This is a genomic window from Fontimonas sp. FW305-C-3 (assembly GCF_058783185.1).
Genome location: NZ_JBYSYK010000002.1, coordinates 139,907 through 152,990, shown reverse-complemented (window position 1 = coordinate 152,990; position 13,084 = coordinate 139,907). Strand labels below are relative to the sequence as shown.

The window sequence follows — 13,084 nt, the reverse complement described above, 5'->3', positions numbered from 1 at the left end:
GATCGGTGCCTGCTCTTCCATCGCCGCCGCCAGCGCTCTGGCGAAGCGTTCAGGCGGACTGGCCTTGGCGACCGCAGCCTTGCCGGTGCTGTGCACGCCGGCATAGATCGGGCCGTAAGGTCCCTGGTGATTGCCGTAGTCCGGCGTCTGCTCGGTCAGGATGTCGGTGTTGAACGCACCGACGACGAGAATGCTGACGCCGAGGCCGAACGGCGCAATCTCCTGCGCCAGTGCTTCGGCCCAGCGTTCCAGCGCGCCCTTTGACGCCGAGTACGTGCCGGTGGCCGGCATGCCGCGGATCGCCGCGGCGCTGGAGACTGCGACGATGCGGCCGCTGCCGCGCGCGCGCATCGCCGGCAGCAGGGCCTGGGTCAGCGCCACGGGGCCGAACAGATTGGTCGTGAAGAGCTGCTGCCAGACTTCGATCGGTGTTTCTTCGCTGCCGCCCGCCGCGGCAATGCCGGCGTTGTGGACGACGACATCGGGCGCGCCGACCAGCGCTTCGATCGCGCTCGCGGTCGCGGGAATCGAGGCGAGGTCGCTGAGATCGAGCTTGACCCCGAGCAGACGCGGATCGTCGGCCTTGGCGCCGGTCGCCGCGCGCAGCGTCGCCATGCCCTTGTCGACCGAGCGCATCGCCGCGACGACGCACCAGCCCTGTTGATAGAGATAAGTCGCCGATGCCAGTCCGAGTCCGCGCGATGCGCCGGTGATGACGACGCTGCGCATCAGATTTTCTCCTTCGGCAGGCACGAAGCACCTTCCTTCAGCGGGTTCTCCGCAGGACGTCCGTCCGGCTGGCCGATCGTGATGCGATTCCAGTAGCCCTCGAAGTACGGGCCTGGCTGGCCTTCGCGTTCGTAGTAGCCCTGCGGGTCGTAGACCTTGGCTTCGGGATAGGGGTAGGGGCAGGCGACCGACGTCGCGAGTCCGGACACGCGGATCAGCGCGAACGCGCCGCCGTACATGAAGTAGGCGACGTTGAGGAAGCCGAACATCATCAGGAAGCTCGCGAGGATCGGGCGGTGCTGCATGAAGCGGAAGCGCAGCGCCAGCTTCTCGGCGACGGTGCGGCCGGTGTCGTCGCGATAGACGAGGATCCCGGCCGGGATCATCACGAAGGTGACGAAGGTCGATTCCCAGATCAGCGGGAACTGGTAGGTTGTGCCGGCGAAGATCGTGCCGAACGGAATCGCCTGCGAGTAGATGTACATGCCGGTGCGCACCAGCGTGACCTCGAGCATCATGTCCATCACGAAGCCGATCACCAGGATCAGCCCTGCCAGGCTCCACAGCGGATGACGCCAGACAAACGCATCCGTCGGTCGTTTCGCCTGCAGGCGGCGCAAGACCGCGACGGCCGGAAAGTAAGGCCCGAAGTAGAACAGCGCATAGCCGATGACGACGAACGGCTCGACGGTCGGCGACAGGTTGATCAGCGGCCAGTCCTCGGGCCAGTGCCAGAGCTGCGGGTTGTACACCGCGTACGGCGCCCAGTTCATGATCGGGTCCTGCCAGACGATCGCGGTCGAGGCGATCGCCATCAGCACGTACGGATGTCCCGGCTGGCGCCGCCAGGCGCCGATGCAGATGACGATCAGGATGATCATCGCGACGACGCAGAAGAACTGCTGAAGCTCGAGCCAGTACGGGAAGCCGAACAGCACCTCGACCGGACGCGGGATGCCGCTGACTTCGGGATTCGCGATGCGCGGCGAAACTGCGCCGGTGCGTGCGAACCACGCGATGACGCCAATGATCGCGGCTGCGAACAGTCCCCACAGCCAAGCCTTGGCGGAGCCCTGTTCGGATGCTCTTGCTGTCTGAATGCCCCCACTCATCTCTTTGCTCTCCTCGTTGTTGCCGCTTTCTTGTTCTGCGCTTTGGGTCTGGTCTTCTCGGCGATGCCGAGCAGATGGCGCATGGACCGCAGCACTTCGCGCTTGAGGCCTTCGGCTTGCTCCGATTCCAGAGGTGCGGAGCGCGCCTCCTGCGGCACCAGCGTCGCGAGCGCGCCGACATAGAAAACCGCAGTGCCGATCACGGAGCTGGCGACGAGGAAGAAGTTGTCGTCGAGCGGTTTGAGATCGCCGCTGCTGCGGCCTTCCTCGAACAAGGCCAGGAAGCGCATCGTGATCTGGTCGTCATCGGAGAAGATGCCGCGGATGTGCGGCTCCGGGCCGTCGGCGACGAAGCGCATCAGCAGCCGCGCCAGCGTCGGCCGCGCAACGAGGGTGTCGACCCAGGCGCCGGCGGCCATCTCGATGCGCTCGGTGATGCTGTGGCCGGAGGCGATGATGCGTTCGAACTCGTCGCGCAACGGGCCGAAGGCGTCCTCGAACATCGCGTCGTACAGCGCCTGCTTGTCCTTGTAGTAATAGAACAGCGCGGCGCGCGTCATGTTGACTGAGTCGGCCACATCCTCGAGGCGCGCAGAGGCGAAACCCTTGCGGGCGAACAGGTCTTCGGCGGCCGCGAGTATCGCGGCGCGCGTGCGTTCCGCCCTGCTGCTGTTTGGTTCGGCGACCGTCGGCTGGTTCATTGCCGACCGCTCGCTTCGATGTCTTTCGGGGACAACATGGATGCCGCTCTCCCGGCGATGCCTGATTTCGACTTTACTTACCTGTCAGTTGAAATTCAACTGTCGAGTAAGTAAAGTCGAATCGACGCCGCAGAGGATGGATCGATGAGCAGTGCCGACAAGGCCAACAAGGTTCAGCAGCCCGCGCATGTGCCGGACGCGCTGGTCTACGAGTTCGACTACAACACCGACCCGGCCTACTGCCGCGACCCGCATGTCCGCGCGGCGGAGCTGGTCCAGCGTGCGCCGCCGATCTTCTGGACGCCGTTCAACGGCGGGCACTGGATGTTCCAGTCGCACGCTGCTGTGTCCGAGGCGCTGCGCGATCACGAGACCTTTTCCAGCGAACACTTCGCGCCGGAGGCCTTCGCCGCGATGATGGCGGAGCTGCCGGAGGAGGAACGCATCCCGGCGCCGGTGCCGATCTGCATCGATCCGCCAATGCACGGCAAGCTGCGCGCACCGCTGTTCTCGACGTTCTCGCCGAAGGCCGTCGCTGCGATGGAAGGCAAGGTCCGCGAGCTGGCCGGGCGCCTGATCGACTCGATCGCGCAGCAGGGCCATTGCGAGTTCCAGCAGGCGGTCGCCGACGTCTATCCGGTCGAGATCTTCCTCGCGATGTTCGGCCTGCCGCTGGAGAAGGAGCGCGAATACCGCGATCTGGCGAAGAGCCATCTGAGCTCGATCACGCCGGACCTGTCCGAGAACATGCTGATGATGCAGAGCATCGCCGCGGTGATGCGCGAAACCATCGTCGCGCGGCGTACCGACCGGCGCGACGACATCATCAGCCTGCTGTGGGGGCTGGAGATCGAAGGCGAGCCGATGGCGCTCGACCTGATGCTGAGCTACTGCGTCATCCTGTTCATCGCCGGACTGGATACGGTGGTCAACGCGCTGGGTTTCGGCGTGCGTCACCTCGCATCCGACATCGAGCTGCAGAAGACCCTGCGTGCACAGCCGGAACTGATCCCGAAAGCCTCCGAGGAACTGCTGCGCCGCTACTCGTTCGTCGCGCCGATCCGCATCATGAAACGCGACAAGCTGTTCGCCGGCATCCAGATGAAGGAAGGCGAGCGCGTGATGATGTTCCTGCCCGGCGCGAGCGTCGATGCCAGCGTCTATCCGGAACCGCTGAAGTTCGACCTGCATCGCACGAACCAGCCGCACATGGCCTTCGGCTCCGGCCCGCACTTCTGCCTGGGCATGCATCTCGCGCGGCTCGAACTGCGGGTCATGTACGAGACGATGCTGAAGAAGCTGCCCGAGTTCCGCCTCGATGCCGAGTCGGCGCCGACCTACCACGGCAGCATCATCGCGGGTCCGACGAGCATTCATCTGGTCTGGGGTTCCGCGGCGGCAAGACCTGCCGCGACGCCGAGGCCGCAGGCGTCCGGGGTGCCGGCGACCGACCGCGTGCCGGTTGCGAGCGTCGCCGCACCAGCGGCGCCGGCAGCTGGCGCCAAGTCAGGCCCACCGGCCTCCATCGAAGGGATCTGGACTGTCACGATCTACGGTCCGACCGGACCGCAGGACACCACGCTGGAGTTGCGCCTCGTCAATGGTGCGCTGGGCGGCACGCAGGCGGCGCTCGGTCAGGTCGAGAAGGTCGACGAGATCGCCTATGACAGCCGCACCGGCAAGGTCGCCTGGGTCAACAAGATCAGCAAGCCGCTGCCGCTCAAGCTGAAGTTCGAAGGCACCGTCGACGGCGCCGCGATGAACGGCAAGATCAAGGCGTCGATCATGGGATCGTTTCCGTTCACGGCGGTCCGCCACTGAGCCGACTAGCGTTTCGCTTTTGTACGGGTCTTCTTCGCGGGCGCCGCCTTGGTCTTTGCCGGGCCGTTGGAAATGCCCATCAGACGGCGGATCGCGGTGATCGTCTCTTGCCGGTGCGCTGCGATCTGGTGCGGCTCGAGCGGATCGTAGTTGCCGACCGGCAGCAGCGCCGACAGTGCGGTGACGTAGAAGACCGTCGTGCCGATGATGGTGCTGGCGATATGCATCGGATCGGTGTGCAGCGGTTTCAGCTCGCCGCTGGCGATGCCCTGCTGAAACAGCCCGAACGCGGTGCGCACGAAATGGTCCGACTCGGCGTAGATGCTCTGCATCGGATGCTCTTCCATGTCTGCGACATGGCGCAGGATCAGGCGCGGCAGGGTCGGCCGAGCGGCGATGCCGTCCACCCACGCCACGGCAGCGTCCTCGATGCGCTGCGGAATCGGCTTGGACGATGACAGCGCCGCGTCGATGCCCGCCACGAGCCCACGGAAGGCTTCCTCAAGCACGGCGTTGTAGAGCGCCTGCTTGTCCGGGAAGTGATAGAACAAGGCAGGTCGTGTGAGTCCCACCGCATCGCCGACGTCCTCCAGGCGCGCGAGCGCATAGCCGCGACGGGCGAACAGCTTCTCCGCCGCTTCGAGGATCGCCTCGCGACTCGCCCTGATCTTCACGGGACGCTCAGGGGGGCTCTTCTTCTTCGTCACCTTGTGTCGCCTGTTCTTCGATGGAGTTCCGAATGATCGCATACAGGCTGGCTCCGGCTGCCTTGAATCTGTTCGCGCGCAGATAAATGCGGATGCGCGCCGAGTCGACTCAAGAGTAGAAACTTGTTGACTCATGAGTCAACTGCTGGTTTACTCGTGAGTAAATGAAGGCTGTTCCACCAGCCCTGCCACGAGGAGGTCGACATGCTTGAACTGATACTGATCGATGGTCTGCGCCTGTTGTTTGCGTTTGGTGTCTGCGGCCTGGTGATCTGGTTCTGGTACTGGTTCATGGAGTCGGTAGGCACGTTCTGATGTCGAACGGTGCCGCAAACACGCTGGGCATCGAGCGCAGCTGCGCGCTCGTCGCGTCCGCGCTGTCGGATGGACGCTGCGAGACCGTGCGGCTGATGTCCGGCGAGCGCCGCGTGTTCGGCATGAATGCCGGACGCACGACGATGAGCGTGCCCTGGCCGGCGATCACGCCCGGCTGGACCCTGCGCACATGGACCTGCGGTATCGCGATGCAATGCGCGCCGTCTAAGAGCCGCGTCGCACCATTTACGCTGCGCGCCTTGTCGCCGCGCCAGATCACCGCGCTGTCGCTGGTCGAGGGCGGCGTCGCGCTCGGCTGGATGGCTGCGCGCTGGCCAGGCCTGGTGCCCGAGGTGCGTCGCTTCCTGCCGGATCTGGAAATGCGCAGCGCAGATCTCGACGGCACGGCGATTCTCGAAAGCGCGATGGCACTCGCGAAGTCGGAGCAGGAACTCAGCTATCACCCGGTGCTCGGCGAGCTGCCGCTCGGTGCGCGCAGCAAGGGCGGATTTCTCGAAGCGCTGCGCCGCCGCCAGGGCCGCATGCCCTGGTCGAAGACCAAGCGCTACCTGTCGCCCGGCTACGAGACGATTCCGGTCGGTGGCGAAAGCAACATCAAGAGTGCGCGCCTGCCGCCGCCCAGTCGCCCCGAGGACGACGATCCGGAAATTCGCGCCGACCAGCGCGCCGGCGTGCCGTATCCGGAATGGAATCTGTGGACGCAGAAGTTCCTGCCGGATCATGTCGCCGTGCTGGAGCGCAAGATCGCCGCGAAGAAGGGCGCCGGGCGACCGGTGCCGGCCAATCTCAGGCGCTGGTTCGAGGAGCACACGCATCGCGTGATGCAGAAGCGACTGGAAGACGGCTCCGATCTCGATATCGATCAGTACATCGAATTTCATGTCGACCGCATGACGGGCAAGGCTTCGGAAGCGCGCGTGTTCCGCGACCTGAAGCCGGCCTTCCGCGACGTCACGACCGCGCTGCTGCTCGACGGCAGTGCTTCGCTGGGTGGTCAGAACGGACGCATCTTCAAGCTGGAACTGGACTGTGCGGATGCGCTCTGCCATGCGATGGCCATCGCACGCGAACGCCATGGGCTGTTCGTCTTCAACGGCAAGACGCGGCACCGCGTCGACGTCACCTGCCTGCGCGACTTCAAGGACAACAACACGGTGGTGCCGGGCGACCTCGGCCTGCTGACGGGTGGCTACACCCGGCTCGGTGCGCCGCTGCGGCATCTGACGCGCCGGTTGCTGGATCAATCTTCCGAACGGCGCCTGCTGATCGTCATCGGCGACGGCCAGATTTCCGACGAAGGCTACGAAGGACGCTATGCGTGGGCCGACTCGGCGCACGCGGTCAAGGAAGCGGATGAAGCCGGCGTGTCGCTCTATTACATCGGCGTCGGGCAGACCAAGGTCGATCCGCTGCCGGACGTCTTCGGCCCGCGACGCTCGACGCGCATTCGCCGTGTCGAGGAACTGCCGCGGGTGCTGGCGCAGGTGCACCGCGAACTCGTCGCCGCCTGAATAACAAACCAATAAAACCATTAATGAAGAACTACTACCAGAGCAACGGCAACGAGATCAGCCTGTTCCGGCGTGCCGCCGAGCAGCGCGTGCCGGTGATGCTCACCGGCCCGACCGGCTGCGGCAAGACGCGCTTCGTCGAGCACATGGGCGAGATGCTGAATCGCGAAGTGATGACGATCAGCTGCCATGACGACCTGACCAGCTCTGACCTCGTCGGCCGCTTCATGGTCACCGGCGGTGACGTCGTCTGGAACGACGGCCCGCTGACCCGTGCCGTGAAAGCCGGCGCGATCTGCTACATGGACGAAGTGGTCGAGGCGCGCCACGACTCGCTCGCGGTGCTGCATTCGCTGACCGATCACCGCCGCACGCTGTACCTCGACCGCGCCGGTGAAGTGGTGCAGGCGCCTGACAGCTTCATGCTGGTGTGTTCGTACAACCCGGCCTACCGCAGCTCGCTGAAGGAACTGAAGCCCTCGTTCCGCCAGCGCTTCGTCACCGTGGCGATGACGTATCTCGCGCCGGATCGCGAAGCCGAAGTGCTGGTCGCCGAAGGCGGCATTGAACTGCCGGTGGCGAAGCGCCTGGTCAACTGCGCGACGGCGATCCGCAACGCCGACGAAGTCTTCCACTTCGAGCCGCCGTCGACGCGCGTGCTGGTCACCGCCGCAAAACTCGTCGCCTCCGGCTCCAGCGAGATTGAGGCAGCAGAGGTCTGCATCCTCGCGCCGCTGAGCAACGACGGCGCCATCACCGACGGACTGCGCGAGCTGGCGGCGGCCAGTCTGCTCGGACAGACCGACATCCATTCGCAGGGCAACGCACACGGCAAGGCAGGAGGACTCAAGGCATGAGCAACCACAGCGTTTCCGAGCAGGACCGACGGCGCAAGAAAGCCATGATCGTTTTCCAGATCCTGATCTACAGCTGGATCTTCGGGACTTTCCTGGTGCAGATGTATCTCTATTCCAAGAGCGATTGGTGAGACAGCCATGACCAGCATCACGCAGAAATCTTCGGGCTTCAGTGCCTACGACGCCCACCAGAGCGACAGCTCGGCGGCGCAGTGGCAGGCCGACAAATGGATGATCTCGGGCACGATCCTGATGGGCACCGGCGTGCTCGGCATCTTCGGCCTGCCGATGTTCTTCTGGGGCCTGAACCTGCAGAAGAAGGCCGCGCGCGCCGGGCTGTCGGTGCGGCCGCTGATCGTCACGCTGATCGGCTACCTGGTGATCATCGACTCCGCGCTCAACAGCATGGGCTGGATGATGGATCTGTTCGCCCACCATTCGCTGATCAACCGCGTGCTGACCGTCGGTTGGGGCGCGCTGTTCGATGGCGGCTACTTCTGGCACTACAACGAATTGTGGATCGGCGGTGCTGGTGCTCCGGGCGAGAAGGCCTGGGAGATCGCGCTGATTCCCTGTCTGTTCTGCGCCCGCCTGGCGGCCGCGATCGGCCTGCTGCAGATGAAGCGCTGGGGCCAGCAGTGGCTGATCGTCACGTGCTGGATGGGTCTGATCGTCTGGACCGGCTACAACACCAACATGACGATCTTTGCCGACATTCGCTATTCAGGTATCGCGTTCCCGGTCTGGGGTTGGTGGCTCTACGACATCTGGTACATCACGCCATTCCTGTCGCTGCCGTATCTGCACACGGTCAATCGAGAAATCTTCTCCGAGTGAGGGTCATCCGATGAAAGTCACCGAAAATGATCTGCCACTAGGCACGACGCCTCACTACGCCACGATGCACAAGTGGCTGCAGCGCTTCCTGTGGCCCTGCCTGGTCGTCCTCGTCATCGAGGCCTCGCTGTCGTTGCCGCTGATCGCGGTCTGGATGGGCTGGCCGACGCTGTCGATGACCGAGATTTGCAGCGAGATGACCAAGGTCCGCTACGCCAGCGACACCATCGAGTGCAAGGCGCCGCATCCGCTGTTCTCGCCGTCGGAGGCCTATGGCCAAACGACCGCGCAGGACACCTGGGGCATCCAGCCGCGGCCGCACTACAAGAAGATCGGCTATCGCGATCTGGTGAGATTCCGCGACGAGCGGCTGGCGCGCGAGGCCGAGGCCGAGAAGCTGCGCGAGCAGGTCAAGAACGCATCGCCCGAGGAATGGGCCGCGCTCGGCGGAACCGAGGCTGCAGCGCCAGCCGCACAAGCCGCCTCTCCATAAGCCATCCCGCCACCGTGCGCCGGATGGTCCATCGGACGATTCAGCGCACGGCAGGCGCAACGATCCAGAAACCGAGGAGTACTCCGCCGTGGGTGCAGTGATCATGCTGGGCACGCTGTTTGGGCTGATCGCCCTGATTTTCGCGTTGGTGTTGCGCTACGACCCGCAGGCCCGTGCACCTTCCAGCCGCAGGCGGGGTGCGTGATGGCCGGCTCTCCCGCGCTGATCCAGTCCGCGATCTGGTTCGCCTACATCGGCGCCGTCGTCTTCGTCGCCACCGGCCTGTATCTCAGCTGGCGCCGCGGTCGTCCGCATGCGCTGCTGCTGCTGTGCATTTCGGCGATCTCGTTTTCCTGGATCGAAGCGCCCTACGACTGGGCGGTGTACGCGCAGTTCCCGCCGGAGATTCCGCGGATGCCCGGGTGGTGGCCGCTGAACATGACCTGGGGCGGCCTGCCGGCCTCGGTGCCGCCCGGCTACATCGCGTACTTCGTGCTGCCGGCCGTCATCGGCGTGACCCTCGGCCGCTGGCTGATTGCAACGTTCGCTCTGCGCGCACCGCTCGCATTGCTGTTCACCGGCTTGGTGGTCGGCTTCGTCTGGGCGCTCGCGTTCAACGCCGGGCTCGGTGCGCAGCTCGGCGTGTTCGCCTACGGTCGCGTCATTCCCGGCCTCGCGCTGTGGGAGGGGACACGGCATCAGTACCCGCTTTACGACGCGCTGGCGATGGGCGTGCAGATGATGGTCTTCACCTATCTGCTGGGGCGCACCGACGCGCTGGGCAGATCGCTGATCGACGTATGGGCGGACTCCAGGACCCGCGATCCGCGCCGCTCGGCGATGCTGTCGATCGTCGCCGCCATCGTCGTCGGTCACGTCGTCTACCTGTCGGTGTTTGCGCCGCATCTCGCGACCAAGCTGATGGGGCTGGTCACCGCGGGGCCGACCGAACAGCTGTTCGAAGGCATTCCGAATCAACCGCTCTGACGCAGGCCGTCACACTCCATGACCATCGGCACGAGTGATGATCCGGATGCGCCGGTGCTGGTCACCGGCGCGAGCGGCTTTCTCGGCAGCCATGTCACGCGCCTGCTCGTGAAGCAGGGGCGCCGGGTGCGCGTGCTGCTGCGCAAGACCAGCAGCACGGAGGCGCTGAAGAATCTGCCGATCGAAGTGTTCCGTGGCGATGCGCTCGATCCGGCATCGCTGCGCGCGGCGATGCAGGGATGCGCCACGGTCTTCTACTGCGTGGTCGATCCGCGTTACTACCTGAGCGACCCGGCGCCGCTGTTTCGCAACAACGTCGAAGGCCTGGTCAACGGCATGGACGCGGCGCTGGCCAGCGGTGTCGGGCGATTCATCTTCACGAGCACGATGGGCACGCTCGGCCGGAATCCCGACGGGCCCGTCACCGAGGAGATCGACTTCAACTGGATGGACCAGGCGCCGCCTTACATCTGTTCGCGAAGGCAGGCCGAAGACCAGTTCGACAAGTATTGCCGCGAGAAAGGACTGCCCGGCGTCGCGCTGTGCATCTCCACGACCTACGGACCGCAGGACTATCAACCGACGCCGCAGGGCCAGATGCTGTGGGATACCTCGCAGGGCCGCACCAAGGTCGTGTGGAAAGCGGCGCAGCCCATCGTCGACATTCGCGACGCGGCACAGGCCATGCTGCTCGCCGAGCAGCATGGCCGCATCGGCGAGCGCTACATCATCTCCAATGAGTACGTGAGCTACCGGAGTTTCTTCGGATCGATCGCCGCGCAAGGCGGACATGCGCCGCCATTCGTGCTGCCGCTGTCGGTCGCCTATGCGGCGGCCTGGCTCGGCGAAGGCCTGCTGAAGCTGCTGCGGCGCAAGGACTACTTCGTCAGCACCGATGCGGTGTTCCTGTCGATCGCCTTCGGTGAGATGGACAGCAGCAAGGCGCGCCGGGAGCTGCACTGGAGCCCGCGCCCGAGTATCGAAACGATCCGGGATTCGATTGCCTGGTTCGCCGAGCGCAACAGGATCGCGCCGATCGGTGCCGGCGCGCCTTCGTACTTCGGCAGAACCGGCGGGTAGGACATCGATGCTTCCCGCAAGCCTGGCCTCAACGACCCATCATCGAAACGAGAAAGCGCAATGACCGACGCTAAGACCAGAACCCTGGAAGAACGGGTGGCGGACCTCGAGGCCGAATGGGCCATCCGCAACCTGATGTCGCTGTACCTGCTGAAGGCCGACATGCGCGACGTCGAAGGCTATGCCGACATGTTCTGCGAGGACGGCATCCTCGACATCGAGGGGCTGCACTTCGACAAGGTCGGCCTCGAAGTCACCAACGTCAATCGGGGCCGAGCGGCGATCGCCAAGGCCTACAGCGATTACATCGCGCCGGTGCCCTGCTTCATGTGGCACCTCGGGCATTCGCCGCACATCGAGGTCCACGGCGACCGCGCGACCGGACGCTGGGGCTGGACCGCCGTCGTCAACGTGCCGATGTTCGGGCCGATGCAGGCCGGCGGCGTCTACCACGACGAGTACGCCAGAACCCCGCAAGGCTGGAAGATCCGGAAGCGCGCGATCACGTCCTTCTACAGCATGGAATACGGACAGTGGAATGAAGCACTGTTCTTCGGCTCTATTCAATAACGCGCGCGGCGCTCCCGGCCGATGAACATTCTGTTGACCGGTGCATTCGGCTATCTGGGCAGTGTCGTACTGCCTGCGCTGGTCGATGCCGGTCACTCCGTCCTGGCGTTTGATGTCAGGAACGGAACGAACGCGCGCATGGCCAGAGCGTTCGACGGCGTTGCGGGCATCAGCATCCACTGGGGCGACATTCGCGATCGGCAGACGGTCAGGGCACTCGTCCATCAAGTGGACGCCGTCATCCATCTGGCCGCGATCATCGTCCCCGCATCCGAAGCCCATCCCGCGCTCGCGTACGACGTCAACGTCGGCGGCACGCAGAACATCGTCGAGGCCATTCAGCAGATGGAGCGCAAGCCCTTGCTGGCCTATTGCTCCTCCTTCGCCGTGTTCGGCCCGCAGGGCAGGCCGCCGCCGCGCAAGGTCGACGAGACACCGATCGCGTCGGATCACTACACGCGGCACAAGATCGCCTGTGAAGCCATGGTCCGGCGCGTGGGTTCACCGTGGGCAATCCTGCGCCTGGGCGGGATGGCCGATTCGCGTATGCACAACCGCGGACTGGATCAGGCGAAGTATGCCCTGTCGATGGCGGGCAGCAATCGATTCGAATACATCCACCCGAAAGATGTCGCGACTGCCTTCGTCAACGTGCTGACGCGCGGCGATGCGCACCACAAGGTTCATCTGATCGGCGGCGGCCGCAGCTGCCAGGTCACGCACAAGGATGTGCTGAACGCGACGCTGGGCGAGATGGGCGTGATGCTGACCGATGCCGATTTCGGCGACGCGGCGTTGTATGCCGACTGGGCGGACACCGAGGAGTCGCAGCGCCTGCTGCAGTTCCAGAACCACAGCTTCGAAGATTTCCGCCGCGAGAGCCACAAGGCATTCCGCTTCATCCGGCCCTTCGCGAAGCCGCTGGCACCGGCGATCAGATGGTTTCTGAAGAGGCTGGCATGAGCCGCCGCGACCGAACGCCATCATTCCGACGATCACGACATAGAGGAGAACCACATGGCAACGTTTGACGACGTCGTAGACATTCTTGCGGAGCGCATCAAGGTGCTGCCCGCGTTCGGGCGCATGCTCAGATTCCAGCTCGACGACAGCATCATGCACGTCGACGGCACGACGACGCCGCCGACGGTGACCAAGGCGGATGGCCCCGCCGACCTGACGATCACCGTGTCCGTCGACAACTTCTCCAAGCTGCTGAACAAGGAGATCAAGCCGATGACCGCGTTCACGACGGGGAAGATCAAGATCAAGGGCGACGTCAAGGCGGCGATGTCCCTGCAGCAGATTTTCTGAGCCGTACAAAAGGACTGGGCACGGATCGC

13 protein-coding genes and 2 pseudogenes are annotated in these 13,084 nt (G+C 64.7%); 11 read left to right on the top strand and 4 right to left on the bottom strand.

What is annotated here, in order from left to right; translation table 11 throughout:
- Positions 1 to 150: 150 nt before the first annotated feature.
- The 3 genes and pseudogenes from AC3WUF_RS06870 to AC3WUF_RS06860 all read right to left on the bottom strand — a co-directional run.
- A pseudogene (locus AC3WUF_RS06870) lies at positions 151 to 729 on the bottom strand (SDR family NAD(P)-dependent oxidoreductase); the annotation flags it as partial.
- Positions 729 to 1,841, bottom strand: a complete 1,113-nt coding sequence (locus AC3WUF_RS06865) for a spirocyclase AveC family protein (RefSeq protein WP_492423834.1) — start codon at positions 1,839 to 1,841, stop codon at positions 729 to 731. The pseudogene AC3WUF_RS06870 and the gene AC3WUF_RS06865, both read right to left, overlap by 1 nt.
- On the bottom strand, positions 1,838 to 2,542 hold the full coding sequence (locus AC3WUF_RS06860) for a TetR/AcrR family transcriptional regulator (RefSeq protein WP_492423832.1): 705 nt from the start codon (positions 2,540 to 2,542) through the stop codon (positions 1,838 to 1,840). The genes AC3WUF_RS06865 and AC3WUF_RS06860 overlap by 4 nt, the downstream gene beginning before the upstream one ends.
- Positions 2,543 to 2,686: 144 nt before the next feature.
- Between AC3WUF_RS06860 and AC3WUF_RS06855 the strand changes: the two genes are divergently transcribed.
- Complete coding sequence (locus AC3WUF_RS06855) at positions 2,687 to 4,363, top strand: cytochrome P450 (RefSeq protein ID WP_492423830.1); 1,677 nt, start codon at positions 2,687 to 2,689, stop codon at positions 4,361 to 4,363.
- 5 nt (positions 4,364 to 4,368) lie between these two features.
- Here the strand turns inward: AC3WUF_RS06855 and AC3WUF_RS06850 are convergent, their stop codons facing one another.
- The gene (locus tag AC3WUF_RS06850) at positions 4,369 to 5,037 is read right to left on the bottom strand and encodes a TetR/AcrR family transcriptional regulator (protein WP_492423828.1); all 669 of its coding nucleotides are present in this window, start codon (positions 5,035 to 5,037) and stop codon (positions 4,369 to 4,371) included.
- Positions 5,038 to 5,384: 347 nt separating this feature from the next.
- Between AC3WUF_RS06850 and AC3WUF_RS06845 the strand changes: the two genes are divergently transcribed.
- The 10 genes and pseudogenes from AC3WUF_RS06845 (at position 5,385) to AC3WUF_RS06800 (ending at position 13,055) form a co-directional block, all read left to right on the top strand.
- Positions 5,385 to 6,917 carry a nitric oxide reductase activation protein NorD gene (locus AC3WUF_RS06845; RefSeq protein WP_492423826.1) on the top strand — a complete coding sequence of 511 codons (1,533 nt, stop codon included), beginning with the start codon at positions 5,385 to 5,387 and terminating at the stop codon, positions 6,915 to 6,917.
- 23 nt (positions 6,918 to 6,940) lie between these two features.
- Positions 6,941 to 7,774 (top strand): CbbQ/NirQ/NorQ/GpvN family protein, encoded by an 834-nt coding sequence (locus tag AC3WUF_RS06840; RefSeq protein WP_492423824.1) that lies wholly within the window; start codon positions 6,941 to 6,943, stop codon positions 7,772 to 7,774.
- Positions 7,771 to 7,905 (top strand): hypothetical protein, encoded by a 135-nt coding sequence (locus tag AC3WUF_RS06835; protein WP_492423822.1) that lies wholly within the window; start codon positions 7,771 to 7,773, stop codon positions 7,903 to 7,905. Before AC3WUF_RS06840 ends, AC3WUF_RS06835 begins: the two co-directional genes overlap by 4 nt.
- A 7-nt stretch (positions 7,906 to 7,912) precedes the next feature.
- A complete protein-coding gene (locus AC3WUF_RS06830; protein WP_492423820.1) occupies positions 7,913 to 8,611 on the top strand; it encodes a hypothetical protein in 699 nt (232 codons plus the stop codon).
- A 10-nt stretch (positions 8,612 to 8,621) separates the two neighbouring features.
- A pseudogene (locus AC3WUF_RS06825) lies at positions 8,622 to 9,002 on the top strand (hypothetical protein); the annotation flags it as partial.
- A 306-nt stretch (positions 9,003 to 9,308) separates the two neighbouring features.
- Positions 9,309 to 10,091 (top strand): spirocyclase AveC family protein, encoded by a 783-nt coding sequence (locus tag AC3WUF_RS06820; RefSeq protein ID WP_492423818.1) that lies wholly within the window; start codon positions 9,309 to 9,311, stop codon positions 10,089 to 10,091.
- Positions 10,092 to 10,109: 18 nt separating this feature from the next.
- Positions 10,110 to 11,171 carry an NAD-dependent epimerase/dehydratase family protein gene (locus AC3WUF_RS06815; RefSeq protein ID WP_492423816.1) on the top strand — a complete coding sequence of 354 codons (1,062 nt, stop codon included), beginning with the start codon at positions 10,110 to 10,112 and terminating at the stop codon, positions 11,169 to 11,171.
- Between the two features lie 60 nt (positions 11,172 to 11,231).
- Positions 11,232 to 11,741, top strand: coding sequence for a nuclear transport factor 2 family protein (locus AC3WUF_RS06810; protein ID WP_492423814.1), 510 nt, complete (start codon positions 11,232 to 11,234; stop codon positions 11,739 to 11,741).
- A 21-nt stretch (positions 11,742 to 11,762) separates the two neighbouring features.
- Positions 11,763 to 12,704, top strand: a complete 942-nt coding sequence (locus AC3WUF_RS06805) for an NAD-dependent epimerase/dehydratase family protein (RefSeq protein ID WP_492423812.1) — start codon at positions 11,763 to 11,765, stop codon at positions 12,702 to 12,704.
- 54 nt (positions 12,705 to 12,758) lie between these two features.
- Positions 12,759 to 13,055 carry an SCP2 sterol-binding domain-containing protein gene (locus tag AC3WUF_RS06800; RefSeq protein ID WP_492423811.1) on the top strand — a complete coding sequence of 99 codons (297 nt, stop codon included), beginning with the start codon at positions 12,759 to 12,761 and terminating at the stop codon, positions 13,053 to 13,055.
- Positions 13,056 to 13,084: the final 29 nt, after the last annotated feature.